Source organism: Streptomyces sp. NPDC001407, from assembly GCF_042895325.1.
In the GTDB taxonomy this organism is placed as follows: Bacteria; Actinomycetota; Actinomycetes; order Streptomycetales; family Streptomycetaceae; genus Streptomyces.
Map to the genome: position 1 here is coordinate 83,795 of NZ_JBIAWF010000029.1, position 24,808 is coordinate 108,602.

Below are 24,808 nucleotides of genomic sequence, written 5' to 3' on the forward strand. Positions count from 1 at the left end.
CACTTCTCACTTCCTTACGGGAGGGCGCAGTGAGCGGAACCGACCGACGCCTGCCGGAGGGCAGAACCGGCTGGAAGAAGACGGCCGTGGTGGCCGTCCCCGCCCTCGCCGCCGTGGCCGCGATGGCGACGGCGATGGCACAGGGCGCGCTGGCCGCGTCCTTCGCGGTGTCCGGCACCAACTTCCAGGTGCAGTCCGGCAAGCTGACCAGCAAAGGGCTCTCCTCGTTCGTCCAGACCGACCGCTCCGTGGACGGCAAGGGCCATCCGGTCTCCCTGCTGGGCATCGGCGAGGCCCGGCTGAGCGACATCTGCCAGGCCGCGTCCGTGCCCACGCCGCTGGGCGACGTCGTCTTCAAGCTCACCGCGGGCGGCGGCGCGGGCGAGGTGACCGCGAGCGAACTCGTCATCGACGGCGAAGACCTCGTCGGCAACGCCACCTTCGGCACCGCGCAGATCGGCCGGGACGCCTCCACCCTCGACCAAGTGCCGGGCGTCAAGGGCGAGGCGGGCCGGTTCGGGCTCCAGGCCGGGGACATCACGGTGGCCGGGGTGCGCTCGCACGCCTGGTCCGCGACCGGCGGCAACTTCCGGCTGCCGGGGCTGCGGCTGAACGTGAGCCTGGACGGCAAGAAGTGCTTCTGAGCGGCCGGTTCACCACCACGGTGGAGCGGCGGCTGCCGTTCCCCGAGCGGCGCCGGGCGTTCCGGGGGTGGCGGCGCACCCGGCCCTTCTGGGCCGGGCTGCTGCTCGTGCTCGGCGGGACGGAGCTGCTGGCCGTGCCGCTGTCACCGGTGACCGTGCTGGTCAGCCTGGGCCTGGGCGGGCTGGCCGCGATCGGGATCGGGCTGGCGCTGGTCGTCGCCGGGCTGTTCCTGTGGTGGGTGCCGTCGGCGCGGCACTACGTGAGCATCAACGCCCTGATCCTGTCCGTCCTCTCCTTCGCCGCGACCAACCTGGGCGGCTTCCTGGTCGGCATGCTGCTGGGGATCGCGGGCAGCGCCATGGGCTTCGGCTGGACCCCGGCCGAGCGCCGGGAGAGCGGGCCGGGGCCGTCCCGGACGCTGGCGGTCGCCCTGCCGTTCGTGCTGCTCGCGGCGGTCGGCGGACCGGCGGCGGACCGGGCGGAGGCGGCGCCGCGCACCGCCTCCGGCGTCCCGGCCGCGGCGGTCCCGCCGGCCGTGCGGACGTCGCTCTTCGCGCCGCGGGGCTTCGCGTTCGCCGGGGTCACCCAGGTGCCCACGGCCAAGGGGCCGTTGAAGGTGCTGGTCCTCAAGATGGGCTCCGCCTCGCTGAAGGACTACCGCATGACCACGCGGGACGGCGGCGCGGAGATGTCGCTCGGGGCACGCACACTGGACCTGAGCGGCGATGTGACGCTCTACCTCACGAAGTTCAGCGGCTGCCTGGAGGGGCTGCTGTGTGTGACCTTCTCCCCCGACGGGCTCCCCGTACCGCCGGTGATCCCGCCCTTCGTCTTCATGACGGACGTCCACGCGGAACAGGCGCTGGTCACCTCGGACGTCATCGGGGCCGACGAACTGCGGGTGGGGGTGACGCCTTCCGGCGCGTGAGGGCCGGGCCGGGCTACCGGCGGCCGGGCGGGGTGTGCGCATTACGCTGAGCCGACCCGGACCCCAAGCCGCAGCGACGAGGAGCTCAGCACCCATGACCGCCCCGCTCGACCTCGCCTTCTTCCACCGGTTCCTCGACCGCGCCACGCGCGTCCTCGTCGCGGAGGCCGCGTATCTGACCGACCTCGACGCCGCCATCGGCGACGCCGACCACGGCGCCAACCTCAAGCGCGGCTTCACCTCCGTCGCGGACGCCCTGGCCGCCGAGGCGCCCGCCACGCCGGGCGCCCTGCTCACCGCCGTGGGCGTGCACCTCACCAACACCGTGGGCGGCGCCTCCGGCCCGCTGTACGGGACGGTGCTGCGCCGGATGGGCAAGATCCTCGGTGACGACGAGGTGGTCGAACCGCACACGCTGGGGCGGGCGCTGTCCGCGGCCGTGGCGAGCGTGCGGCGGCTCGGCGACGCGGCGCCCGGTGACAAGACGATGGTCGACGCCTTGCAGCCGGCCGCGGACGCCTACGGCGAGGCCCTGGCGGAGGGCGACGTGACGGCGGCGCTGGACGCGGCGGCGCGGGCCGCCCGCGCGGGCGCGGAGGCGACCGTCCCGATGCGGGCGCGGCGCGGCCGGGCCAGCTATCTGGGTGACCGCAGCATCGGTCACCAGGACCCGGGCGCCACGTCGTCGGCGCTGCTGGTGACCGCGCTGTACGAGGCCACCGACCCGGAGCTGTGCGCGGCGCCGGTCGAGGCGCGGGAGGCGCCCGCGCCGGAGCCCGAGCGGGCCCCGGGCCGCGTCGGCGTGGTGCTGGTCTCGCACAGCCGTGACGTGGCCGCCTCCACGGCGGCGCTGGCCCGGTCCCTGACCGGCACGCCTTCCCCCGCGCCGGTCGCCGGGGCGGGCGGGCTGCCGGACGGCTCGGTCGGCACCAGCGCGGAGCTGGTGCGCGCGGCGGTCACGGGGGTGGACGAGGGCGCGGGCGTGGTGGTGCTGTGCGACATGGGCAGCGCGGTGCTCACGGTCAAGGCGCTGCTGGCCGACGGCTCGCTGAGCCCGGCCGACGTACGCATCGCGGACGCCCCCTTCGTGGAGGGAGCGGTCACCGCCGTGGTGACGGCCTCGGCCGGTGGCGACCTGGCGACGGTGCTCGCGGCGACGGACGACGCGCGGACGTACCGCAAACTCTGAGGCAACCCGGGGTCAAGATCGCACCGGGTGGCCGAGGCGCGGCGGCCGTGGAAGGCTGGAGCTGGCGAAATACCCTATGCAGCCCATTTCCGGCGTCCCTATGCAGCCATTTCCGGCGTGGAGGTCCCGCCACGGTGTCGTCGCGCAGCATGCCTTTCGCGCTCGTCCTCGTCTATCTCCTGGTCATCGTGGCCGTCGATCTGATGACCCCGTCCAATCTCCGGCTGGACGTGTTCGCGGCGCTCGCGCCGATGACGGCGGCCGCGGTGTGCACGTATCAGCAGACGGTCTTCGTCGGCGTCCTGGACTTCTGTCTGATGGTGGCGCACCACGGGGTGCTCAACGGTGACGTGGCGGTCAACCGCGCCGGGGCCGTCGTGGGCAATGCCCTGATGGTGGGCGCGAGCATCGCGGTGGCCCGGCTGCGGCGGGACGGGGAGGACCTGCTGGAGCGGGTGCGGGCCACCGGCGAGGCCGCGCAGCGGGCGCTGTTGCGGCCTCTGCCGCTGCGTACGCACAGCGTGGTGGTGGACGGTTTCTATGTGTCGTCCCAGCGGGAGGCGCTGATCGGCGGTGACCTCTACGAGGTCGTGGACACCCCGTACGGGACGCGGGTGCTGATCGGTGACGTGCGGGGCAAGGGCCTGGGCACCCTCGGCGCGGGGGCGGCGGTGCTGACGGCGTTCCGGGAGGCCGCGTACCACCGGCGTGATCTGGAGAGCGGGGTGGAGGCCATGGAGCAGGGGCTCTCCCGCTATCACCGGTCGGCGGCGTACGAGGCGCGGTCGGCGGGCGCGGAGGACGTGGTGCTGCGCGCGGCGGAGGAGTTCGTGACGGCGCTGGTGTTCGGGACGGAGGAGAGCCCCGTGCCGGAGGGGCGGGAGGCCGGGGCGGTGCCCGTGGTGTTCATCGACTGCGGCCACCTGGCGCCGTTCCTCATCGGGCCGGAGGGCGGGGTGCGGGAGCTGGAGACGCCGGATCCCGGGCTGCCGCTGGGTCTGGGCGATCTGGCCACGGTGACGCGCACCGCGCAGCGTGTCGAGATGCCCGCGGGCGGCCGGGTGCTGGCCTGCACCGACGGGGTCACCGAGGCCCGGGACCCGGACGGTGGTTTCTATCCCCTGGCCGAGCGGCTGGACGCGTGGGCCACGCTGCCGACCCCCGAGTTGCTGGAGCGGCTGCGCGCGGATCTCGACGCGCACACGGGCGGGAGGCTCCAGGACGATGTGGCCGTGCTGGTGATGGAGCGGGTGCCGGTGGGGTGCGACTGAGCCCCGGGCATGGGCCTTGGAAATAAGCGGGGTTGTACACGTATCCGGCCAACTTCGGCCGATTGTGCCCGATTTCGTGGCGCGGTCATACCTCGTGTGACCTCGCGGGCCGAGAGTCTTCCGAGGTGGGCGGTCGTGCGGTTACAGTCGGTCTCGCGAAACGATCTTGCGCCTTCAACATCCGCGTCCCGTCATGGGGGCGAGCGGTGTGCGGCGGGGTCAAGGAGTCGGTTCGGGCGAACGTCAGCGCTTGCCCGAGCGCAGGGGGGGACGTCTCGCCGGTGCTGCCGAGCGTCGATCCGTATGCGCTGTACCTGGGCGCTGAAACCCACCATCGATACGAGGTAGCTCATGTCTGTGACTGATTCAGAGGCCTTCGCCGGCTTACGCGAGCAGGGTTTCCTGCACAGCGCGCTGACCGCGGCGCTCGGCGCCGAGGTCACCACGGGTGCTGACTGGGAGGCGTTCGCGGGCAGTTGGGACAACCTGCGCCGGGACACCTATATGGCCGACGGCGGGACGTACCGGCTGCGCAGATATGCGGAGTTCCTGGTCGACACCGAGGAGCAGGGCCTGACGCTGCTGCCTCATGTGCCCTACTCCCAGCCCCTTGAACTCAATCATCTGAACGGCGGCATCGACCGGCACTTCGAGCCGTTCGAGGAGCATGTGTCGGGTGGCACGCTGCTCGGGGACATCCTCCACTGGTGCGCGGGCGCGCTCAACGAGCTCTCCGGCTGCGGACGTTGGAAGGTGCAGAGCTTCCAGAACCGCATCCTCGCGCGGGACGCGGAGGCCGGTCAGCCGACTCCGGAGGGGTTGCACCGCGACGGTGTCGATTACGTCCTGACCCTCCTGGTCGACCGCCGGCACGTCGAAGGCGGCGTCAGCGCGGTCCACGCGGCCGACACCCGCGAGTGCCTGGCCGAGGTGCTCCTCGAAGGCCCCGGCGAGTTCCTCTTCGCCGATGACGTACGGATGCTGCACAGCGTCACGCCGCTGGTCACCGCGGGCGCCACGCAGGGGCACCGGGACGTTCTCATCGCGATGTTCACCCGCGCCGACGGCTGACCGGAGAGGCGAACATGATCCACGAACAGCTCGTCCGCTCCTTCCGGCAGCTCTCCACCGACCACCTGGACCCCTCGCTCCCCCTGGTCACGCTCTTCAGCGGCGGCCTGGACAGCACCTATCTCCTGCACCGGCTCCACGAGGCCGGGTTCACCCGCGTCCACGCCGTGAGCGTGGACCTGGGTGAGGACGAGACGAGCGAGGAGAAGCGCCGCATCGCCGAGGCGCTGGGGGCCCGGCTGCACATCCTCGACGGCAGGGAGCTCTTCGCCGAGGAGTTCGTACGGCCCGCCATCGCCGCGCAGGCGGTCTATCTCGGCACCCACCCGGTCAGTTCGACACTCAGCCGCCCCCTGATAGCCCGCCTCGCGGTGGAGCTCGCCGGGGAGCTCGGCGCCTCGGCGGTGCTGCACACCGCGAACCGGTCGCAGAACACCTTGCGGCGGCTCAACGGTGCCCTCGGCCTGCTCGGCTTCGCGGGCCGCTACGGCAGCCCCTACGACCTCGACCCGGTGGACCGGGAAGAGAAGATCCAGGCGCTCAAGGAGGTGGGCCTGGACACGATGAGCGAGCGCGTCGTCAGCGGCGATTCCAACCTGTGGTGCCGGGAGTTCGAGTCGGGCATCCTGGACGACCCCGAAGAGCACGCGGTCCCCGAGCACATGTACCGGTGGAGCGCCCGCCGCGCCACCTCCGCGAGCGAGAGCGTCGAGGTCGCCTTCCGGGCCGGGGTGCCGGTCGCCGTCGACGGTGCCGAGCTGCCGCTGACCGAGCTGATCGCCGCACTCAACGACCGCGTCGGGGCCTACGGCATCGGCCGGTACAGCGGCCTGGAGCATCTGGACAACGGCGAGAAGGTGCTGGAGATCCGCGAGATGCCCGCGGCCTGGCTCCTCCTGCGTTCCTACCGCCACCTGGAGACCGCGACGCTCGGCGCGGAGACCATCAGGGAGAAGATGCACCTGGAGCAGGTGTGGGTGCGGGAGGCCCTGGAAGGGCGCTGGTACGGCGAGCTGCGGCAGGCCGTCCAGGCGTTCACCGACCACTGCGCGGCCGCGGTCACCGGCTCGGTGCGCTGGAAGCTGTCCACCGGCGGCGCGGAGACGCGTGCCATCACGGCGGACGAGCCGCGCTACCTGCGGGACCGGGAGGCGTGGGAGCACGAGTCGATACGGCGTGAGAGCGCTGCCTATCTGACGTAGCGGGCGCGGTGCCGGACCGTGCGGCGCCTCCGCGCACCGGGAGGCGCGGCACACCGGCCCCGTCCGTACGCGAGGACGCGGAGCCGCCGGCCCCTCTTGTCCGCTGGTCCGCGGCTTGTCCGCAGCGCAACCACAACCACTCCTGGGAGCTCCACGTGCCCGCATCGGGAACCACCCCACGCACCGGCCTGGTCGACGTCCTGCTCCTGGCCGTCGCCGTCGTCTGGGGTTCCACCTATCTCGCGGCCAAGGACCTCGTCGGCACCCGGACCGTGATCGCGATCCTGGGCCTGAGGTTCCTGATCACCGCGGTGATCATGGTGCCGATCTGCGTGCGAAGACTGCGGCGCGCCTCGCGCAGGGAGGTCGGCACCGGGCTCCTGCTGGGGGTGATCCTGGCCGGGATCATGACGTTCGAGACCTTCGGGATCGCGGGCACCTCGGCGACGAACGCCGGCCTCATCATCAGCCTGACCATCGTGATGACACCGATCCTGGAGAACCTGGTGTCGCGGTCCTGGCTGCCGCCGTCCTTCTTCGTGGCGGCCGTCGTCGCGGTCGTCGGCGTGGCGCTCCTGGCCACGGGCTCCTCCCTGCGCGCGCCCTCCCTGGGAGACCTGCTGGTCCTGGTCGCCGCCGCGGTCCGTGCCGTGCACGTGACGGCGATGCACCGCCTGTCCGCGAAGCAGCGGTTCGACTCCCTGAACCTCACGTGCCTGCAGTTGAGCGTGTGCGCGGTGGTCTTCTGCGCGGCGAGCCCGTTCGCCGGGGACTCCGTCACCACGGTCGCCGCACGGCTGAGCCCGGCGCAGTGGGGTGACCTGGTCTACCTGGCGGCGATCTGCACGGTCTTCGCGTTCTTCGTCCAGATGTGGGCGGTCCGGACCACCTCGCCGTCCCGCGTGAGCCTCCTGCTCGGCACCGAGCCCGTCTGGGCCCTCGCCGTCGGAGTGACGCTCGGCGGCGACCGCATCGGATACGCCGGGGTGATCGGCGCCGCACTGATCGTCGGTGGCACGAACTGGGGCCGCCGCATCGAGCGCGCGCACCGGGAACGCGACACGGTGCGCCCTGCCCAAGAGGCCCCCGGGCGAGGCGTGCCCGCGGAGCACAGCGAACGCGCCTGAGCGCTCCGCTGGACATCCGGTGCGCCGTCGTCCGCGGGTGGACCATGGCCGGTCGCGCGCGGTTCCCCGCGCCGGCCTGCTCAGCGGCTGAACAGCTCGAAGGCCACCCCCGGCCGCCCGCCGAAGCGCTCCGCAACCGCCTTCATGTTGCGTTCCAGGAAGTTGCGGCAGTACGTCTCCGGGTCGTCCTTCGTCAGCGCCTCGATGTAGGTGCGGTGACAGAGCAGGGAGGCCACGGCCCTGTCGAGGCCGCTGCTCGCGTCGACGGCGTGGGTGGGATGCGGGGAGCCGGCGACGGCCACATAGCGGACGCCGTCCCAGGGCAGCAGCCCGTCGTCGGTGAGCTCGGGGAAGATCCAGCGGTTGCCCGCGTCACCGACGGCGTCCAGGACCGCCCGGCCGACGGCCCGGTGGTCGGGGGTGTTCCAGTAGACACCGCCCCACGTGTCGTGGTGGTTGAGGGTGAGGACGAGTTCGGGGCGGTGGCGGCGGATGGCGGCCGCGAAGTCGCGGCGCAGCCGGGGCCCGTACTCGATGACACCGTCGCGGTGGCCCAGGAACTCCACGCTCTCCACGCCGACCGCGGCGGCGGAGGCGCGCTGTTCGGTCTCCCGCAGCGGCCCGGCCTCGGCCGGGGTGAGCGTGTCGATGCCCGCCTCACCGACGCTGGCCAGCACATACGCGCACTCGCGACCGCCGTCGAGCCAGGTCGCGACGGCCGCGGAGGCACCGTATTCCAGATCGTCGGGGTGGGCGACGACGGCCAGGGCGCGCCGCCAGTCGGTGGGCATCTCCTTGAGCTGGTCCGCCATGGCGGTCTCCTTCGCTCTTCGACTCGGTGCTCGGGCAGCGTACGTCGGGATTCCTCGCGACGCGCGGGAACCGGGTGCACCGGCGGTCCGACTACCTGTCCGGACCCGCGCGGACGGGTCCGCGCGGATGTCGAGTTCTGGAGTGTTTTCTGATGCGCCCTCGTGTGTGGTGCGGTGTGCTGGCCGCTGTGGCCCTGTCGGCGACGGCTTGCGGCGGTGGCGGTGCGGAGAAGAAGTCCGACGACGCGGGGGCCGCGTCCTCGGGGTCCTCGGCACGCGCGGGCTTCCCGGTGACCGTCTCCGACTGCATGGGGGCAAGGACGACGTTCGACTCGGCGCCGAAGAAGATCGTCACCAGCAACGCGGCGAGCCTGGAGCTGCTGATGTGGCTGGGCGCGGGCGACAAGCTGGCCGGCACGGGTTTCCCGCCCGGCAGGGGCGCGCTGCCCGAGCAGTTCGCGGACCAGGCGGCGAAGGTCCCCGTGCTGGGGAAGATGGGGATCCCCAAGGAGAAGCTGCTGGCCTCGGGCGCCGATCTGTATGTCGACTCCTTCTCCTCCATGAAGAACATGGGGAAGATGGGCGACGCCCCGACGGCCAAGGAGTTCGAGGCGGCGGGCATCAAGCACGTCTTCCTGAAGTCGACGGCCTGCGCGTCGATGAGCAAGGCTCCGCGCACGGACCTCTCCGGCGTCGAGGCCGACGTCCTGGAGATGGGCAAGGTCACCGGCACGTCCGCGCGCGCGGACGAACTGGTCGGTGAGATGCGCAAGAAGACGGACACCGTCCGGGACGCGCTCAAGGGCGTGCCCGAGGCGAAGCGGCCGACGTATTTCTTCTTCGACTACGACGCCGGCACCAAGCAGCCCATGGCGGTGTGCAACCGGCAGGTGGCCAACGCGGTGATCACCCAGGCCGGCGGCCGGAACGTCTTCGCCGATTGCGACGGCGACTTCAAGCCGGTGGGCTGGGAGGACGTCGTCGCCAAGAACCCCGACTGGATCCAGCTCGGCGTCCGCAACCGCGGCAGCGAGGAGGCCAACAAGAAGGCGTTCGACGAGGCCGCCGACTTCCTGCGCTCCTTCCCCGCGACCAAGGACCTCACCGCCGTCAAGGAGGGCCACTTCGTGCGCATCAACTCGGAGCGGACCACGATCGGCGGAGTGCGCAGCGCCGACACCGTGCGCGAGATCGCGCACACGCTCCACCCGGACCAGGTGAAGTAGGTGGCGGCGCTCACCACGGCCGCGGAAGCGGAGCGGGAGCGGGAGCCGGGCGCGCGGGCCGGGTGGGTCGCCGCGGTGCTGGGGGTCGCCCTGGTGGCCGCGCTGACCGCGTCCGTGTGCCTGGGCTCGTCGGACGTGCCGCTCGGCGAGGTGTGGTCCTCGGTGGTACGCGGCATCCGCGGCGCGGATCCGGTGCCCGGCACCCAGGACCTGATCGTGTGGCAGCTGCGGGTGCCGCGCGCGCTGCTGGCGGCCGTGGTGGGCGCGGGCCTGGGTCTGGTCGGCACGGCCGTCCAGGCACTGGTCCGCAATCCGCTGGCGGACCCCTATCTGCTGGGCATCTCCAGCGGCGCGTCCCTGGGCGCGGTCGCGGCCATCGTGCTGGGCGCGGGTGCGGGCGGGCTGCTCGGTCTTGGGCTGTCCTCGGCGGCCTTCGCCGGTGCGCTGGCGTCCTTCGCGCTGGTGTGGGCGATGGCCCGCAGGGGTGGCGGGTTCTCGCCGCTGCGCCTGGTGCTGTCCGGGGTGGGCATCGGCCAGTTCCTGTCGGGCTTCACCCACTATCTGGTGCTGCGGGCCGGGGACGACCAGCAGACGCACGGGGTGCTGTTCTGGCTGATGGGTTCGCTGGGCGGCGCCCAGTGGTCCACCCTCGCCCTGCCCGCGGCGGCGGTGCTGCTCGGCCTGGTGGCCCTGGTGGCCCGCGCCCGGGCCCTCGACGCGATGCTGATGGGCGACGAGACGGCGGCCGGGCTGGGCGTGGACGTGGTCCGGCTGCGGCGCGAGCTGTTCGTGGTCACCAGCGTGCTGACCGGTGTGCTGGTGTCGGTGTCCGGGGCGATCGGCTTCGTGGGCCTGATGGTGCCGCACGTCTGCCGGATGGTGGTGGGCGGCGCCCACCGCCGGCTGCTGCCGGTGGCCGCGCTGTTCGGCGCGGTCCTCCTGGTGGTCGTCGACCTCCTGGCCCGTACGGCCCTGCCGGACCAGGAGCTGCCGGTGGGTGTGGTCACCGCGCTGATCGGCGCGCCGACGCTGCTGTATCTGCTGGACCGACGGCTGGAGCGGGGGTAGCGGCGTGCGTGTCGCCATCGAAGGACTCGAAGTGGCCCTGTCCGGGCGGACGGTGGTCTCCGGCGTGGACCTGCTCGCGGAGGACGGCGAGATCGCGGGCCTGATCGGCCCGAACGGCAGCGGGAAGTCGACCCTCCTGCGGACCGTCTACCGCTATCTGCGGCCGCACGCCGGACGCGTGCTGCTCGGCGGTACGGACGTCCGCTCCCTGACGACGGCGGAGTCGGCCCGCCTGGTGGCCGCCCTGCCGCAGGAGCGCGGCAGCGACTTCGAACTGTCGGTCCGCGCGGTCGTGGCCATGGGCCGTACGCCCTACAAGCGGGCGTTCGCGGGCGAGGACCCCATGGACGCGGACCTGGTCGCGGCGGCCCTGGACCACGTGGGCATGGCGGGCGCGGGCGCGCGCCGCTTCTCGGCCCTGTCCGGAGGCGAACGCCAACGGGTGCTGCTGGCAAGGGCACTCGCGCAGGACCCTAAGGTGCTCGTCCTGGACGAGCCGACCAACCACCTGGACGTCCAGCACCAAGTGGAACTCCTGGCCTTGCTGCGCGCGCAGCGCCGTACGACGCTGCTGTCCCTGCACGACCTCAACGCGGCGGCGTCGCTGTGCGACCGCTTGCACGTGCTGCACGAAGGGGCACTGGTGGCTTCGGGGGCACCACGCGATGTCCTGACTCCGGAGCTTTTGGCGGAGGTCTTCGGGGTGCGGGCGGCGGTGGTGGACCATCCGCTGACGGGGGATCCACTGATCGCTTTCGACCACCGGGGGCCGGTGGAGGGGTAGTTGTCGCCTGCGGCGGGGCTTTGTTCCCCAGCCCCGCCCCTTCCCGAAACTGGGGGAGACCCCCAGACCCCCAACCCGGCTTCGCCGGGTGTCCTCAAACTCCCCCAGCTACCGCTGGGGGAGTTTGAGGACGCGCCCGCAGGGCGCTCCCCGCCGCACGCGACTACGGCGGGGGAACAGCCCCCCCTCACACCGTCACTTCAAAATGACTGGCCCGTCCCTCCCGCTCCACCAGCCGACCCACCCGCTCAGCCTCCGCACGCCGCACGAGCCGCGTCCCCGCCCCCGGTCCACGCAACAGCACGGAGTGCCACGGCGTGGCCCACGCGTCCGCCGAATCCAGCAGCCTGATGCCGAACTTCTCCGAGCCCGCCCGCTGCGGGTGGATGGACAGGCGGACCGACCGGGGGTGGCAGTCGGCGATGAGGTCGCCCCACGCGCGGCTGCGGGCGATGACGCCGTACGCGCGTCGCTTGCACTCGCGCTGGAGTGCGGAGTTGGTGCCGGTGAAGTCGGCCGTGTCCTCGAAGAGGAAGCGGGTGATGCCGCGGTAGAGGCGCAGGGTCTCCTCGTCACCGGCGCGGACCTGGGCGCGCAGAGTGTCGAGGGAGGGGGCGTACGCGGCGGTGACCAGTTCGCGCTTGGTGTCGTGGTCGAGGTCGCCGTGGACGTCGCGCATGTCGAAGGTGTCGACGTGGCGCAGCCCTTCCCGGTCGATCATGGCGCGCAGTTCGTCGCCGTAGGCGTCGATGTGGTCGTCGGGGACGCGGATGAGGTCGCCGAAGATGTGCCCGTCGGAGCAGATGACGATGCGGGCCCCGGGCTCGTATATCTCGCCGACGCGGGCGCACAGCCGGTCGAGGAAGCGCAGTGACAGGCGCTCGCCCTCGTCGGGGAGGTGGCCGAGGACCTTGGCGGGGTTGGGCGACTTGCAGGGGAAGCCGGGGAGGGTGAGGACGATCGTCTCACCGGCCTCGGTGAACTGCCGTATCTGTGCCAGCTGTTCGGGGTGGTCCGCGGGTTCGGAGGCGGTCGCCTGTGCCGTGCGGTGGTACGGCAGGAGGAGGCCCAGCACGCGTTCCTCGACGGTGGTGCGGGTCAGGGTTGCTGCGTAGGACATGGCGCGGTCATCCACGGGGGCGGGGGCAGGCGGGCCGGTCGAAGGCGACGGGCAGTTCGCCCACGCCCCGGCCGAGGACGGCGGGGATCCAGGGGAGGTCCTCGTCGGGGACGGCGAGGCGCAGGCCCGGCAGGCGGGTGAGCAAGGTGCCGAGGGCAACCTGGAGTTCGATGCGGGCCAGGGCCGCGCCGGGGCAGAAGTGGCTGCCGTGACCGAAGGCCAGGTGGGAGCCCTGTGCCCGGTCGAGGTCGAGGGTGTCGGGGTCGGGGAAGCGCTCGGGGTCGCGGTTGGCGGCGCAGAGGGAGACGATGACGGAGTCTCCCGCGGGGACGCGCGTGCCGTGCAGGTCGGCGTCCTCGGCGAGGAAGCGCCAGGTCGTGAGCTCGAAGGCGCTGTCGATGCGCAGGAGTTCCTCGACGGCGGCGGGCAGCAGCGCGGGCTCGGCGCGCAGCCGTTCCAGCGCCTCGGGCGCTCGCAGGAGTGCGACGACGGCGGTGGTGATCTGGTTGGTGACGGGCTCCTGGCCGGCCACGAGCAGCTGGAAGATCATGGAGTCCAGCTCCTCCTGGGTCAGCTCGCCCGCGTCACGGGCGGTGACCAGGCGGGAGAGCAGCCCGTCGCCGGGTGCGGCGCGCCGGTCGGCGACCACCTCCGCGATGTAGCCCTGGAGTTCGCGCAGCAGCGCCTCGTAGGCGGGGCGGCCCGGGTCGGTGGGGCCGACGGGGGCGACGACCTTGCCCCAGTCGCGCCGGAAGCGGGCGGCGAGGTGCGGCGGCAGGCCGATGACCTCGGCGAGCACCTGGAAGGGGAACCGCGCGGCGAAGCAGCGCACGAGGTCCGCGGAGTCCGCGTCGGCGGGCATGGCGTCGACGAGGGCGTCGGCCATCTCCTGGAAGCGGGGGCGCAGCTCCTCGACCCGGCGCGGTGCGAAGGCGTCGGTGATCAGGCGGCGCATGGCGGTGTGCTTGGGCGCGTCCTGGTGCAGGAGGTGGACCTGGAGCTGGGAGTGCTGCGGCTCGGGCATGATCGAGGCGTTCTCGCGCCAGCGGTCGTTGCCGAGCGCGTGGTTCTTGCCGAGCCGGGGGTCGGCGAGGGTCCGCTGAGCGGCGGCGTGGCCGGTCACCAGCCAGGCGGTGACACCGCTGGGGAAGAGCACCCGGTGGATGGGCCCGGCCGCGCGCATGCGCGCGTAGAGCGGGTAGGGGTCCCGCTTGTATTCGGGTCCGTAGAGGGGAATCGGGTCGGGCAGCGACACGGTGGGGCTCCTCGCGAGGTCGTGGACCCCAAGGAAGTCGGACGGGACGGTCGGTGAGTTCCCGTCGTTTCGCGAACGGCCCGTGGGGCGGTGCCGGGTGATTCCTGGGTAGTCGGCCGCGGGGGCCCGCTGGTTCCCGTACGCGAAAGGGACAATCCTCACGCGCCGTGGGCCCGTCGCGGACGGCCGGACGCGGCGCGCGACGTGTCACGATGCGGCGATGACCGCTCGTCGTCTTCTCAGTCCGTACGGATCCCTGCTCGGCTTCGTCCTGTTGCTGGCCGCCCTCTTCGGTGTCGCGTACGCCGTCGGGTCGGCCGCCGGACCCGCGGCCCCCGGCATACACCGCACCGGTGGTGGCGGTGGCTCCGGTTCCGGCGGTGGCGATGGCATGGGCGGGATGGGCGGCATGCACGACATGGGCGCCCCCGTGGGCCCGGTGGTGGTCCGATGAGCACCGCGAGCGCAGTGGCGCCGGCCGCCACCGAGATCGTCGTCGGCGGGATGACCTGCGCGGCGTGCGTGGCGCGGGTGGAGAAGAAGCTCGGGCGGCTCGACGGCGTGACCGCCACCGTCAACCTCGCGACCGGCCGCGCCCGGGTCAGTCACCCCGCCGGGGTGACGGCGGCGGAGCTGATGGCCGTGGTGGAGGGCGCGGGCTTCACGGCGTCGCTGCCCGAGCCCGAGGTCCGTGAAGAGCCCGACGGCGCGGCCGCTGCTACGGCGCTGACCCGGCTGATCGTCACCGCGCTGCTGTCCGTGCCCGTCCTGGTGCTGTCCATGGCGCCGGGGCTGCAGTTCCGCAACTGGCAGTGGCTGTGCTTCGCGCTGGCGACGCCGGTGGCCGTGTGGGGCGCGTGGCCGTTCCACGAGAAGGCGCTGCGCGGTCTGCGCCACTCCACCGCGACGATGGACACGCTCGTCTCGCTCGGCGTGCTGGCGTCGTACGCGTGGTCGGCGTACGCGCTGTTCCTCGGCGGGGCGGGCGATCCGGACATGCGGATGCCGTTCACGCTGCTGCCGTCGATGGGCGGTGGCACGGCGGACGTCTATCTCGAAGCGGTCGTCGGCGTACCGCTGTTCGTGCTGGTCGGGCGGCTGCTGGAGGCGCGGGCCCGGCACAGTACGGGTTCGGCACTGCGTGCGCTGGCCTCGCTCGCCGCGAAGGACGTCGTCGTGCGGGACGCCGACGGCACCGAGCGGCGGGTGCCGATCGGTGAACTGCGGGTCGGCGACCGCTTCGTCGTGCGCCCCGGTGAGCGCGTGGCCACCGACGGCTTGGTCGTCGCGGGCGGCTCGGCGCTGGACCTGTCGCTGGTGACGGGTGAGAGCGCGCCCGTGGAGGCGGGTCCCGGCTCGGCCGTGGTCGGTGGCGCCGTCAACTCCGGTGGCCTGCTGGAGGTGCGGGCCGAGGCGGTCGGCGCGGACACCCAACTGGCGCGGATCGCCAGGCTGGTGGAGGACGCGCAGGCGGGCAAGGCCCGGGTGCAGCGCGTCGCCGACGCCGTCGCGGGGGTCTTCGTCCCGGCGGTGCTCGCTGTCGCCGTCACCGTGCTCGGCTTCTGGCTGGGCGCGGGCGCGCCGCCGCAGGCGGCGGTCACGGCCGCCGTCGCGGTGCTCGTGGTGGCCTGCCCGTGCGCGCTCGGCCTGGCCACGCCGACGGCGCTGCTCGCGGCCACGGGCCGGGGCGCGGGCCTGGGCATCCTGGTGTCGGGCCCGCAGGCGCTGGAGGGGCTGCGGCGGGTGGACACCGTCGTGCTGGACAAGACGGGCACGCTGACGACCGGTTCGATGGCGGTGACCGGGGTGACGGCCCGCGCGGACGGGCTCGGCCCGGACGAGGCGCTGCGGCTGGCCGCGGCGGTCGAGCGGGGTTCGGAGCACCCGGTGGGCCGGGCGGTGTGCGCCTACGTGCCGGACGCCGAAGCGCTGCCGGAGGTCACCGGGTTCGCGGCGACGCCGGGCCGGGGTGTCTCGGGACGGGTCGGGGGCCAGCTCGTGGAGGTCGTCCGCCCGGAGGAGGCCGCCGCGTCGCGGAAGAAGGCCGGGAAGAACGGGCTGCCGGAGGCCCTGGCCACGGCGGTGCGCGAGGCGGAGCGGGACGGGCGGACCGTGGTGCTGGTCCGGGTGGACGGCACGCCCGAGGCGGTCGTCGCGCTCGGCGACTCCGTGCGCTCCGGTTCGTACCGCGCGGTCGACCACCTCAAGCGGCTCGGCCTGCGGCCGGTGCTGGCCACGGGTGACAGCGAAGGCGCCGCGCGGGCCGTCGCCGAGGAGCTCGGCATCACCGAGGTCCACGCGCGCGCCACGCCCGAGGACAAGGCGGCGCTCGTCCGTGAACTGCGCGCCCAGGGGCGCCGGGTCGCGGTCATCGGCGACGGTGTCAACGACACCGCGGCGCTGGCGGGCGCCGATCTGGGCATCGCGATGGGCAGCGGCACGGACGCGGCGATCGGCGCGGCGGACGTGACGCTGGTCCGCGAGGACATGGGCGCACTGGCGGACGCGGTGCGCCTGGCCCGCCGCACGTCGGCGACGGTCCGCGCCAACCTCGCCTGGGCGTTCGGCTACAACCTGGTCACCGTGCCGCTCGCCGCGGTCGGTCTCCTCAGCCCGATGTTCGCGGCGGCCGCGATGTCGGTCAGCTCGGTCCTGGTGGTGGCCAACAGCCTCCGCCTGCGCGGCTGGCAGCCGGCGCCCGCGCGGTCGGCGGGCCGGAGCCGTACGCACTCCCCCGCCCGGCGCCGCCCGGCGTTCGAGAACACAGCAGTCCAGACACGAGGTGACGCGTGAAGACGCAGCTTCCCGGCCCGGCCACCAGGCCGCTCGCCGCGACCGCACGCGCGGCCGCCGTGCCCGTCATCGCCTGCGCCGTCGCCCTCGGCGGCCTGTGCGCGTGGACCGCCTCCGGCGCCGCGGGCCGGCCCGCGGCGATCGAGGTCGAGGACCCCCGCGTCCTGCTCCCCTTCGGCACGGACGACACGGCCGCGTTCCTGAAGATCCGCAACGACGGTGACGCGGCCGACGAGCTCGTCGGCGTCGAGGCCCCGACCGCGGGCGGCGCGATGCTCAGCCGCACGGTGGTCAAGGACGGCGCCGGGTCGATGCGGATGGTGCCGTCGGCGGCCGTCCCGGCGGGCGGCACCCTCGACATGTCGCCGCACGGCCTGGACATCATGGTGTCGTCCCCGCCGCGCCTGCGCACCGGCGACCGCCTGCCGCTGATCCTCCGCTTCCACGACAGCGGCACGGTGAAGGTCGAAGCGGTGGTGGTCCGCCCGGGGAACCGGGGGTAGCCGGCGACAGGAAAAGGCGATACGAAAGGGGGCGAGGCTCGTGACGAGCCCCGCCCCCTCTCCGTGTCCGGCCGGTCAGGCGGCTCCGGCCAGCACCGGCGCGGCCCGTACCGCGTCCCGCTCGGCTGTCTCCAGCTGGCTGATCAGCGCCTCGCGCGCCCGCGCCACGCGGGAGCGCACCGTGCCGACCGGGCAGCCCGCGACGAGGGCGGCCTCCGCGTACGGCAGACCCAGCAGCTGGGTCAGGACGAACGCCTCGCGCCGCTCGTACGGCAGGCGGTCGAGGAGCTGCGAGAGGGCGACGCCCTCGTCGAAGCCGGGCAGCTCCGCGGACTGTGCCCGCTCGGCGGCCGACTGCCAGTCGTCCGTGTCCGACAGCCGGGGCCGGGCCGCGTTGAAGCGGAGCCGGTCCACGACCGTGCGGCGGGCGATGGTCAGCAGCCAGGTGCGGGCCGACGAGCGCCCCTCGAAGCGCGGCAGCGAGCGCAGGGCCCGCAGATACGTCTCCTGCACGAGGTCGTCCGCGCCCTGCGGATCATTGCTGAGCCGCGCCACGTACCGCCGTACGTCGCTCTGGGTGGCGCGGATGAAGCGCTCCACGGCGTCGGCGTCACCGCCGCGGGCCGCGAGCGCCCAGGTGGTCACCGTCTCGTCGTCACGCACGGCGGCCCCCCGCGCGGGGGGTGGTGCGCGGGGTTCCGGCGGCGCCGGGGACGATGGCGGGGTGCACTGCGTCGATTCCCGTACCGCCATGTCCGCCCGCGTCGACGGCGAGGAGCCGCCGCCGGAGGTCTCCGGCCCGGCGCTCGACGCCCACTTGCGGGAGTGTGCCGCGTGCCGGCACTGGGAGGAACGCGCGCGCCGGCTGAAGCTGCTGTCGGCGGGCCTGGGGAACATCTGACGTGCTGGGGACCGCCGTGCGGCGCGTGCCGTCGGCAGGCGGGACGTGCTGTCGCGGCACGCCCCATGTGCGGGCAGGGGTCATCGCCCTGGGTCCTTCCTGGAATCCGGGCGCCCTGGAGTGCGGGTCGGCCCGGTGACGTGGTTCGGCGCGAGGAGTCGCCGTCAGCCGAAGGCGACGGCGACGCGGGCCGGTGGACCACGTGTGTCCAGGACATGGGCGTAGAGCAACTGCCGCAGGCGCTGCGCGGCGCGCGTCCGGTCGGCGCGGATGCGCGGCGGACCGGAGGGTGTCGGGGTGTCCCGGAAGAGGACGAGCAGCGGGGCGAAGAGCCGGGTGCGCAGGGCGCGGCCGAGCCGGAAAGCGGCCTGTTCGCCGCCGGAGAGCCAGACGCCGCAGACGATCGCGACGAGGACGTGCGCCGACCACATGCCGATGGCGCCGTGACCGGTGTGCATGGCCATGGAATGACCGGACATGGCGTGCCCGGCCATGGCGCCCATGCCGCCGCTCATGTCACCCATGTCACCCATGGCGCCGCTCATGGACATATCAGCCGTGCCGGCCATGTCGTGTCCCATGGGCATGCCGGGGTCCATGCCCGGCATGCCGGTGGGCAGTCCGGCGCGTGCGGCCGCGGCCGCGCGGGCCGCGTTGGCCGCGACGTTCTGGGAGAGGGCGAAGAAGAAGTGCAGTCCGGTCTGCGCCCCGACGGTGGCGAGCGTGATCAGCAGTGGGCCGCGTTCGCGACCCGCCATGAACCACGCGCCGCTGCCCGTCGTGCACAGTGCGACGGCGACGGCCCACCAGGGGACGGTCGTGCCGGACATGACCGCGTGTCCCAGGGCAGCGAGCAGCACACAGACCGCTGCGAACACCGCGGCTCGCAGCGCTCGCGGACCTTCGTGCGCCTGCCCTGCTCTCATGACGTGCACATCGTTGCACCCGCTCCGCACGGCCCGACGGCGGGGGGCGTCTTGACGCGCCGGAAAACCACACCACCCAGCACAAAAACTGACCAAATGGCCAGCACCCAACAAATCGGTTAAGTGATCGATGCCTATAGTTGGCCGGGTGTTTTCGCGAATAAACGTCGCCGTGCGGCGTCAGCCACAGGTGATCCTGTGGGCAGCGGCGGGCGTGGCAGCCCTCGTACTCCTCGTCGCGCTGGAGATCGCCGCCCGTCGCTACGCCGGCGTGCCGGGTCCGCTGGCGACCCAGGTGCGTGAGGTGATCTTCGCCCCCAAGCCGGGACCGCTGTACGGCGGCATGGCGCTCATGATGGTGGTGCTCACCTGGCGGCAACGGTTCATCGCGGCCGGCGCGGCGATCGGCATCGACGTCGTCTTCGTGCTGGTGCGGTGGGCGGCCGGCGCCGAGGTGCCCGAGGGCCATTACTTCGGCAACGGCGCGCTGTGGGTGATGCTGGGCTGCGCGGTCATCGCGTTCACGCGCCGCACCGGCCACGAACGCACCCTGCTGCTGAAGGGCGTCGCGCTGGGCCTGCTGCTGGTGACCGGCCGCAAGATCGGCGACACCTGGCTGCTCATCACCGCGAAGACCCGCCCGACGGTGCTCGACCCCTATCTGGCCACCGCCGATCACGCGCTGGGCAACCCGTCATGGGCGATGGGCCGGCTCCTCGAAGCCACCGGCCCGATCGGCAACCACCTCCTAGGGACGGTCTACGCCCAGCTCGCGGTGGCCGCGGTCGTCGTCGCGCTGTACCAGCTGCGCAACGTGGCCACCGAGCGCCGCTTCCCGCGCCACCACCTCGTGCGCACCTTCCTGGTGATCGGCCTCCTCGGGCCGGCCATCTACATGATCTTCCCGGTGGTCGGACCGGTCTTCGCCTACGGCCCGGGCGCCTCCGGCACCGGCGGCGTGCAGTGGGCGGTGGCCGACCTGTGGCCCCACACACCGTTGGCGATCCACGCGCCGCACCCGGTGCCCTACGACACGATCACCCCTCGCAACTGCATGCCCAGCCTGCACACGGCGTGGGCCACCGCGATCTTCATCCACACCCGCAAGGGCCCCAGGCTGCTCCGTTTCGCGGGAGCGTTCTGGCTGGTCGCCACACTCAGCGCCACGCTGGGATTCGGCTACCACTACGGCGTGGACCTCGTCGCCGGCGTGGTGTTCTCGCTCACGATCGAGGCAGCCCTGCGCGCGTTCGACCGCGGCTGGGACCGGTCGGGAATCCGGCTGGTCGCTCATGGCACGACGGTCTTCGCCGCGCTCCTGGCGGCATACCGCTGGCTGCCGGTGGAGATGGCCGAGCATCCGTGGGTGTCCGGACCGCTTCTCATCCTGGCGATGGCATCGGTGATCTACGGCTACGTACGGACCACCAGGCGCTGGGAGCGGAAGGCACCGACGCCGGAGCCGACGCGGCAGGCGGAACCGCAGCCCGAATTGGTGTGAGGCACGACGGGGCGGCCACCCGCAAGACGGTGACCCGCCCCGTACCGTCCGCCCGGCGGTACGAGGCGGTGGGCCGTCGGCTCGGGGGAAGGGCCGACGGCCCGGGTCCCGTCGCTCCAGTGGGACTCGCGTCTTCGAGTCAACCGTGCGGCGGACGGCGCCGGGAAGCGTGTGCGCGGGGGCGGCGTGGGTGCGCCGCGCACACCCCGTGTGAACCCTCAGCCTCCGCTCGGCTGCCGCCCCGCGCGCGAGCCGCCCTTGGTTCCGCTTTTGCCCCCGCCGCCGCGGCCCGGGAGCCAGGCGGCGCTGTTCGTGTCGCCGAAGCGGCTGCCTATCGCGCCCTTGATCACGGAGAGGGCGGCGGGCAGCGACGCGATGGCCGCCGCCTTGAGCGCGGAGACATCGGTGAGGTCGAAGCCGTCGGCGATGAGGAGGCCGAGGAAGGTGGTGACATAGGCGGCGAGGGTGCGCTCGAGGATGTCGAGCAGAACTTTCTTGGACAGGGCAGTCATGGCCTTCTCGTGTCTCTTCCGGTTCGCGTCGTATGGCTGAGTCGTGCAGCCGAGTCGTACAGCTGAAGGTGCAGCGTGCTGGGTGTGCGGCCCCTACCGCAAGCCTGACGCCCCGTGAGATCCGTGCGGGCCGGGCCCTGTCCGTGCCCCGCCCCCTGTGGGATGCTGCGCTTTCCGCGGGGGCCGCCGAGGGCTGGGAGGGTCCGGATGGTCAACCCATGGCTGGCGCTGGTGTGCGGCGACGACCCCGCGGAACGGTGCCGTGCGGTCCGTAGCGCCCACGCGGCCTTCGCGGCAGGGGAAGGGGCGAATCCCCACGTACGCGCCGTGGTCGCCGACTCCTGGCGGCGCTCGGCCGCCGCCCTGCCCACCCCCGAGTTCCTCGCGCCGGTCGAGCTGACCGGCGCCGAGCTGGAGACCTGCCGCCGGACGCACCCGCTGGCCGCCGTGCTCCCCCTCTTCCGCGAACTGCTCGGCTCCATCGCCTCCGACGGCGCGCACCTCTTCTCCGTCTGCGACGCGGCGGGCCGACTGCTGTGGGTGGAGGGGCACGCGGGCGTACGGAAGGGGGCCGAGCGCATGAACTTCGTCCCCGGTGCCCGCTGGGACGAGGCCCACGCGGGCACCAACGCCCCCGGCACCGCCCTGGCCCTCGACCACGCCGTCCAGGTCTTCGCCACCGAGCACTACAACCGCCTGGTCCAGCCGTGGACCTGCGCCGCCGCCCCCGTCCACGACCCGCGCACCGGGCGGCTGCTGGGCGCGGTGGACATCACCGGCGGCGATCACCTGGCCGCGCCGCACAGCCTCGCGCTCGTCCAGGCCACCGCCCGCGCGGCCGAGGCACAACTGGCGGTGCCGGAACCGCTGCCCGGCTGCGTCCTGTCGGTCCTCGGCCGGGACGAGGCACTGCTCGTCGTGGACGGGCGCCGGTTACGCCTGGGCCGCCGGCACAGCGAGATCCTCGCCCTCCTGGCCGCCCACCCCGACGGACTGACCGGCGAACAGCTCGCGGCGGCCCTCTACGGCGACCGCCCGGTGCCGCCGGTGACCCTGCGGGCCGAACTCTCCCGGCTGCGACGGCTGGTGGGCCCGCTGCTCGCGTCCCGCCCGTACCGGCTGCGCGGCGCAGTCGACACGGACTTCGGCTGCCTGGAGCGGGAACTGGCCGCGGGCGGCCTGCGCGCCGCCCTCCGCGCGTACGACGGCCCCCTGCTCCCCCTCTCGGAGGCGCCCGGCGTGTGCCGGATGCGGCGCCTCCTGGAGACGAGGCTGCGCAGGGCGGTGCTGACCAGCGGCGACTCCGCCGCACTCCAGATGTGGGCCGACACACCGTGGGGCGAGGAGGACTTGGAGGTATGGGAGCGACTGCTGGCCGCGCTCCCGATGAGCGCGCCGCAGCGGGGGTCGGTGGCGGAGGAGGCGCGGCGATTACGGTCGACGTACGAGCTGGGGGCCGGGGCTGGGCGGCATACGGGCCGGATGGCGTACGGGCTGGGCGGCCGGGCAACGTTCGCGCAACCTGCGCGGGGCTAGCTTCCTGGGCGCACCTCTTTCGTACCCCCGCTTCCGGAAGGCCGTCCTCATGACCCGCTACGCCGACCCCGGCTCCCCCGACGCGATCGTCTCGTACCGCCCGCGGTACGACCACTGGATAGGCGGCGAATACGTACCGCCCAAGCAGGGGCAGTATTTCGAGAACCCCACCCCGGTGAACGGCCGGCCGTTCACCGAGATCGCCCGCGGCACCGTCGAGGACGTCGAGCGCGCGCTGGACGCCGCCCATGCCGCCGCGCCCGCGTGGGGCCGCACGTCACCGGCCGACCGCGCGCTGGTGCTGCACCGCATCGCCGACCGCATGGAGGAGCACCTGGAGGAGCTCGCGGTCGCGGAGTCATGGGAGAACGGCAAGCCGGTCCGCGAGACGCTGGCCGCGGACATCCCGCTCGCCATCGACCACTTCCGCTACTTCGCGGGCGCGATCCGCGCGCAGGAGGGCGGCCTCTCGGAGCTCGACGAGGACACGGTGGCCTACCACTTCCACGAGCCGCTCGGCGTGGTCGCCCAGATCATCCCCTGGAACTTCCCCATCCTCATGGCCACTTGGAAGCTCGCCCCGGCGCTGGCGGCGGGCAACGCGGTCGTGCTGAAGCCGGCCGAGCAGACCCCGGCGTCGAGCCACGTGTGGATGGACCTCGTCGCCGACCTGCTGCCGCCGGGCGTCGTCAACATCGTCAACGGCTTCGGCGTGGAGGCCGGCAAGCCGCTGGCGTCCAGCCCGCGCGTCGCCAAGATCGCCTTCACCGGCGAGACGACGACGGGCCGCCTCATCATGCAGTACGCCTCCGAGAACCTGAAGCCGGTCACCCTCGAACTCGGCGGCAAGAGCCCGAACATCTTCTTCGACGACGTCTCCGCGGCCGACGACGACTTCCTCGACAAGGCGCTCGAAGGCTTCACGATGTTCGCCCTCAACCAGGGCGAGGTCTGCACGTGCCCGTCCCGTGCCCTGATCCAGCGCGGCCACTACGCGGCCTTCATGGAAGCGGCGGTGGCCCGCACCGAACGCATCGTCGCGGGCCACCCATTGGACACCACCACCATGATCGGCGCCCAGGCGTCCAACGACCAGCTGGAGAAGATCCTCTCCTACCTGGACATAGGCCGCCAGGAAGGCGCCCGAGTCCTCACCGGCGGCACGCGCGCGGAACTCGGCGGCGAACTGGAAGGCGGCTACTACGTCCGCCCCACGATCCTCGAAGGCGACAACAGCATGCGCGTCTTCCAGGAGGAAATCTTCGGCCCGGTGGTGGCGGTAACGCCGTTCACGGACTTCGACGACGCGATGACGCTGGCGAACGACACCCTCTACGGCCTCGGCGCAGGCGTCTGGACCCGCAACGGCACCACGGCCTACCGAGCGGGCCGCACGATCCAGGCGGGCCGGGTGTGGACGAACTGCTATCACGCGTATCCGGCGCATGCGGCGTTCGGGGGCTACAAGCAGTCGGGGATCGGGCGGGAGACGCACAGGATGATGCTGGATCATTATCAGCAGACGAAGAACGTTCTTTGTTCCTATAGCCCAAAGAAACTTGGTTTCTTCTAGAGCCTGAAGTCGATTGTCTGGAGGGTTCGTTGCACTCCAGACAACCAACACAGGAGTCACCCTCTGCAATCAACGCAGCGCCTTGCGTCACCATCCGAAACCCCAGCGAATCCGTCCCGGATCAGCCGCGAACCAAACGGCGTCCCTGTGGAACCGTTTCCGGGGTTCCGGAGGCCGTTGACGGGATCGGCCCTGCCGGATGTCGTCCGGCGGGGCCGGGTGCGTTTAACTTCCGCGAGTGGGCGGCTGGGGGAGTCCGAGGACGAGCGGTATAGCCGCGGTGATCGCCGGCTCGGCCCGGGGCTTCTCCCAGGTCAGTGGTTTCCAGGTGGCCGCGCCGGCCGCGCCCCCGGCCTCCGCCGCCTGAGCTACGCCGTACCGCGCACCAGGAGAACAGGCCCCTCGGCTGCGGCAAGGCAGTCTTGGGCGGAGGGTCCGGCACGGGCTCGGCGCCGACCGGGCCGCGGCGGCGCTCCTGACGGGCGTTGCACAGGACGCTCAACCAGTTCAGCCAGGGCGACCAGTAGTCCTCCAGCCAGCGGACGAGCGGCAGTTGCAGCAGCATGGCGACCAGTCCGGTCAGGAGGACGGTGAGGAGGGTCGCCGTCCGGGGCCCGCGCGAAGAGCGCGGTGAGCGATCCGCGGAGGTCGCCGCGCAGGGGCGGGTCGGCGGGGTCGACACGGAAGACGGTGGGGCCTGGGTGCCGGGCTCGGCACTCACGTCGATCAATGCACGGTAGCGGTGGCGCAGTTCGTCCAGGGGCATGGTTCGGTCCTACCTTTCAGGTGTGGGTCTGACTCTGGTCATTCGTAAGATCGGAGGGCCCAGGGGCTCTGGGTATGGCTGGCATGGCGGAGACCGTTC

The 24,808-nt window shown here is 72.8% G+C and carries 23 protein-coding genes and 1 pseudogene; 18 read left to right on the forward strand and 6 right to left on the reverse strand.

The features are described 5' to 3' along the window. The first annotated feature begins 29 nt into the window (after nucleotides 1-29). From ACFY1P_RS30530 to ACFY1P_RS30565, 8 genes and pseudogenes are all read left to right on the forward strand, one after another. A complete protein-coding gene (locus tag ACFY1P_RS30530; RefSeq protein ID WP_361530580.1) occupies nucleotides 30-644 on the forward strand; it encodes a DUF6230 family protein in 615 nt (204 codons plus the stop codon). Continuing rightward, nucleotides 635-1,573, forward strand: coding sequence for a DUF6114 domain-containing protein (locus ACFY1P_RS30535; protein ID WP_390752456.1), 939 nt, complete (start codon nucleotides 635-637; stop codon nucleotides 1,571-1,573). The genes ACFY1P_RS30530 and ACFY1P_RS30535 overlap by 10 nt, the downstream gene beginning before the upstream one ends. A 94-nt stretch (nucleotides 1,574-1,667) precedes the next feature. Further along, nucleotides 1,668-2,297, forward strand: a pseudogene (gene dhaL, locus ACFY1P_RS30540) (dihydroxyacetone kinase subunit DhaL); the annotation flags it as partial. Nucleotides 2,298-2,378: 81 nt separating this feature from the next. Next, a complete protein-coding gene (locus ACFY1P_RS30545; protein ID WP_390752470.1) occupies nucleotides 2,379-2,762 on the forward strand; it encodes a PTS-dependent dihydroxyacetone kinase phosphotransferase subunit DhaM in 384 nt (127 codons plus the stop codon). Nucleotides 2,763-2,911: 149 nt separating this feature from the next. Continuing rightward, nucleotides 2,912-4,033 (forward strand): PP2C family protein-serine/threonine phosphatase, encoded by a 1,122-nt coding sequence (locus ACFY1P_RS30550; protein ID WP_390752457.1) that lies wholly within the window; start codon nucleotides 2,912-2,914, stop codon nucleotides 4,031-4,033. Nucleotides 4,034-4,390: 357 nt separating this feature from the next. After that, a complete protein-coding gene (locus ACFY1P_RS30555; RefSeq protein WP_390752458.1) occupies nucleotides 4,391-5,104 on the forward strand; it encodes a 2OG-Fe dioxygenase family protein in 714 nt (237 codons plus the stop codon). 14 nt (nucleotides 5,105-5,118) lie between these two features. After that, entirely contained in the window at nucleotides 5,119-6,306 is a 1,188-nt protein-coding gene (locus ACFY1P_RS30560) for an argininosuccinate synthase-related protein (protein WP_361530592.1), read from the forward strand. Between the two features lie 155 nt (nucleotides 6,307-6,461). Beyond that, on the forward strand, nucleotides 6,462-7,433 hold the full coding sequence (locus tag ACFY1P_RS30565) for a DMT family transporter (RefSeq protein ID WP_390752459.1): 972 nt from the start codon (nucleotides 6,462-6,464) through the stop codon (nucleotides 7,431-7,433). A gap of 80 nt (nucleotides 7,434-7,513) precedes the next feature. Here the strand turns inward: ACFY1P_RS30565 and ACFY1P_RS30570 are convergent, their stop codons facing one another. After that, complete coding sequence (locus ACFY1P_RS30570) at nucleotides 7,514-8,245, reverse strand: PIG-L deacetylase family protein (RefSeq protein WP_361530598.1); 732 nt, start codon at nucleotides 8,243-8,245, stop codon at nucleotides 7,514-7,516. Between the two features lie 152 nt (nucleotides 8,246-8,397). On the opposite strand from ACFY1P_RS30570, the gene ACFY1P_RS30575 reads away from it, so the two are divergent. Genes ACFY1P_RS30575 through ACFY1P_RS30585 form a run of 3 tightly spaced genes read left to right on the forward strand, consistent with a single transcriptional unit; the run spans nucleotide 8,398 to nucleotide 11,323 of the window. Next, nucleotides 8,398-9,471 carry an ABC transporter substrate-binding protein gene (locus ACFY1P_RS30575; protein ID WP_361530601.1) on the forward strand — a complete coding sequence of 358 codons (1,074 nt, stop codon included), beginning with the start codon at nucleotides 8,398-8,400 and terminating at the stop codon, nucleotides 9,469-9,471. Then, entirely contained in the window at nucleotides 9,472-10,539 is a 1,068-nt protein-coding gene (locus ACFY1P_RS30580) for an iron ABC transporter permease (RefSeq protein ID WP_361530604.1), read from the forward strand. A 4-nt stretch (nucleotides 10,540-10,543) separates the two neighbouring features. Then, the gene (locus tag ACFY1P_RS30585) at nucleotides 10,544-11,323 is read left to right on the forward strand and encodes an ABC transporter ATP-binding protein (RefSeq protein WP_390752460.1); all 780 of its coding nucleotides are present in this window, start codon (nucleotides 10,544-10,546) and stop codon (nucleotides 11,321-11,323) included. Nucleotides 11,324-11,510: 187 nt separating this feature from the next. Here the strand turns inward: ACFY1P_RS30585 and ACFY1P_RS30590 are convergent, their stop codons facing one another. Then, nucleotides 11,511-12,443 carry an L-tyrosine/L-tryptophan isonitrile synthase family protein gene (locus tag ACFY1P_RS30590; protein WP_390752461.1) on the reverse strand — a complete coding sequence of 311 codons (933 nt, stop codon included), beginning with the start codon at nucleotides 12,441-12,443 and terminating at the stop codon, nucleotides 11,511-11,513. 7 nt (nucleotides 12,444-12,450) lie between these two features. Further along, nucleotides 12,451-13,698: a cytochrome P450 gene (locus tag ACFY1P_RS30595; protein WP_390752462.1), complete on the reverse strand. Its 1,248-nt coding sequence runs from the start codon at nucleotides 13,696-13,698 to the stop codon at nucleotides 12,451-12,453. Between the two features lie 220 nt (nucleotides 13,699-13,918). Here ACFY1P_RS30595 and ACFY1P_RS30600 point away from each other — a divergent pair, with 220 nt between their 5' ends. Genes ACFY1P_RS30600 through ACFY1P_RS30610 form a run of 3 tightly spaced genes read left to right on the forward strand, consistent with a single transcriptional unit; the run spans nucleotide 13,919 to nucleotide 16,994 of the window. Continuing rightward, nucleotides 13,919-14,152 (forward strand): hypothetical protein, encoded by a 234-nt coding sequence (locus ACFY1P_RS30600; RefSeq protein ID WP_390752463.1) that lies wholly within the window; start codon nucleotides 13,919-13,921, stop codon nucleotides 14,150-14,152. Next, nucleotides 14,149-16,491: a heavy metal translocating P-type ATPase gene (locus ACFY1P_RS30605; RefSeq protein ID WP_390752464.1), complete on the forward strand. Its 2,343-nt coding sequence runs from the start codon at nucleotides 14,149-14,151 to the stop codon at nucleotides 16,489-16,491. Before ACFY1P_RS30600 ends, ACFY1P_RS30605 begins: the two co-directional genes overlap by 4 nt. Then, complete coding sequence (locus ACFY1P_RS30610) at nucleotides 16,488-16,994, forward strand: copper chaperone PCu(A)C (protein WP_390752465.1); 507 nt, start codon at nucleotides 16,488-16,490, stop codon at nucleotides 16,992-16,994. The genes ACFY1P_RS30605 and ACFY1P_RS30610 overlap by 4 nt, the downstream gene beginning before the upstream one ends. Before the next feature lie 75 nt (nucleotides 16,995-17,069). Here the strand turns inward: ACFY1P_RS30610 and ACFY1P_RS30615 are convergent, their stop codons facing one another. Then, a complete protein-coding gene (locus tag ACFY1P_RS30615; RefSeq protein WP_361527410.1) occupies nucleotides 17,070-17,657 on the reverse strand; it encodes a sigma-70 family RNA polymerase sigma factor in 588 nt (195 codons plus the stop codon). Between the two features lie 61 nt (nucleotides 17,658-17,718). On the opposite strand from ACFY1P_RS30615, the gene ACFY1P_RS30620 reads away from it, so the two are divergent. After that, a complete protein-coding gene (locus ACFY1P_RS30620; protein WP_361527408.1) occupies nucleotides 17,719-17,895 on the forward strand; it encodes a zf-HC2 domain-containing protein in 177 nt (58 codons plus the stop codon). Between the two features lie 164 nt (nucleotides 17,896-18,059). Here the strand turns inward: ACFY1P_RS30620 and ACFY1P_RS30625 are convergent, their stop codons facing one another. Continuing rightward, nucleotides 18,060-18,725 carry a hypothetical protein gene (locus ACFY1P_RS30625; RefSeq protein ID WP_390752466.1) on the reverse strand — a complete coding sequence of 222 codons (666 nt, stop codon included), beginning with the start codon at nucleotides 18,723-18,725 and terminating at the stop codon, nucleotides 18,060-18,062. A gap of 226 nt (nucleotides 18,726-18,951) precedes the next feature. Here ACFY1P_RS30625 and ACFY1P_RS30630 point away from each other — a divergent pair, with 226 nt between their 5' ends. Next, a complete protein-coding gene (locus ACFY1P_RS30630; RefSeq protein WP_390752467.1) occupies nucleotides 18,952-20,322 on the forward strand; it encodes a phosphatase PAP2 family protein in 1,371 nt (456 codons plus the stop codon). 218 nt (nucleotides 20,323-20,540) lie between these two features. Here the strand turns inward: ACFY1P_RS30630 and ACFY1P_RS30635 are convergent, their stop codons facing one another. Continuing rightward, nucleotides 20,541-20,834, reverse strand: coding sequence for a holin (locus ACFY1P_RS30635; protein ID WP_361527404.1), 294 nt, complete (start codon nucleotides 20,832-20,834; stop codon nucleotides 20,541-20,543). A 207-nt stretch (nucleotides 20,835-21,041) separates the two neighbouring features. Here ACFY1P_RS30635 and ACFY1P_RS30640 point away from each other — a divergent pair, with 207 nt between their 5' ends. Continuing rightward, complete coding sequence (locus ACFY1P_RS30640) at nucleotides 21,042-22,370, forward strand: GAF domain-containing protein (protein WP_390752468.1); 1,329 nt, start codon at nucleotides 21,042-21,044, stop codon at nucleotides 22,368-22,370. A gap of 49 nt (nucleotides 22,371-22,419) precedes the next feature. Beyond that, nucleotides 22,420-23,943, forward strand: a complete 1,524-nt coding sequence (locus ACFY1P_RS30645) for an aldehyde dehydrogenase family protein (protein ID WP_390752469.1) — start codon at nucleotides 22,420-22,422, stop codon at nucleotides 23,941-23,943. Nucleotides 23,944-24,808: the final 865 nt, after the last annotated feature.

Bases quoted from the DNA above. Each gene is read 5' to 3' on its own strand.
- ACFY1P_RS30550 (WP_390752457.1), top strand. From the start codon at position 2,912: ATGCCTTTCGCGCTCGTCCTCGTCTATCTCCTGGTCATCGTGGCCGTC.
- ACFY1P_RS30560 (WP_361530592.1), top strand. From the start codon at position 5,119: ATGATCCACGAACAGCTCGTCCGCTCCTTCCGGCAGCTCTCCACCGAC.
- ACFY1P_RS30570 (WP_361530598.1), bottom strand. From the start codon at position 8,245: ATGGCGGACCAGCTCAAGGAGATGCCCACCGACTGGCGGCGCGCCCTG.
- ACFY1P_RS30575 (WP_361530601.1), top strand. From the start codon at position 8,398: ATGCGCCCTCGTGTGTGGTGCGGTGTGCTGGCCGCTGTGGCCCTGTCG.
- ACFY1P_RS30590 (WP_390752461.1), bottom strand. From the start codon at position 12,443: ATGTCCTACGCAGCAACCCTGACCCGCACCACCGTCGAGGAACGCGTG.
- ACFY1P_RS30600 (WP_390752463.1), top strand. From the start codon at position 13,919: ATGACCGCTCGTCGTCTTCTCAGTCCGTACGGATCCCTGCTCGGCTTC.
- ACFY1P_RS30605 (WP_390752464.1), top strand. From the start codon at position 14,149: ATGAGCACCGCGAGCGCAGTGGCGCCGGCCGCCACCGAGATCGTCGTC.
- ACFY1P_RS30625 (WP_390752466.1), bottom strand. From the start codon at position 18,725: ATGTCCGGCACGACCGTCCCCTGGTGGGCCGTCGCCGTCGCACTGTGC.
- ACFY1P_RS30630 (WP_390752467.1), top strand. From the start codon at position 18,952: ATGCCTATAGTTGGCCGGGTGTTTTCGCGAATAAACGTCGCCGTGCGG.
- ACFY1P_RS30635 (WP_361527404.1), bottom strand. From the start codon at position 20,834: ATGACTGCCCTGTCCAAGAAAGTTCTGCTCGACATCCTCGAGCGCACC.
- ACFY1P_RS30640 (WP_390752468.1), top strand. From the start codon at position 21,042: ATGGTCAACCCATGGCTGGCGCTGGTGTGCGGCGACGACCCCGCGGAA.
- ACFY1P_RS30645 (WP_390752469.1), top strand. From the start codon at position 22,420: ATGACCCGCTACGCCGACCCCGGCTCCCCCGACGCGATCGTCTCGTAC.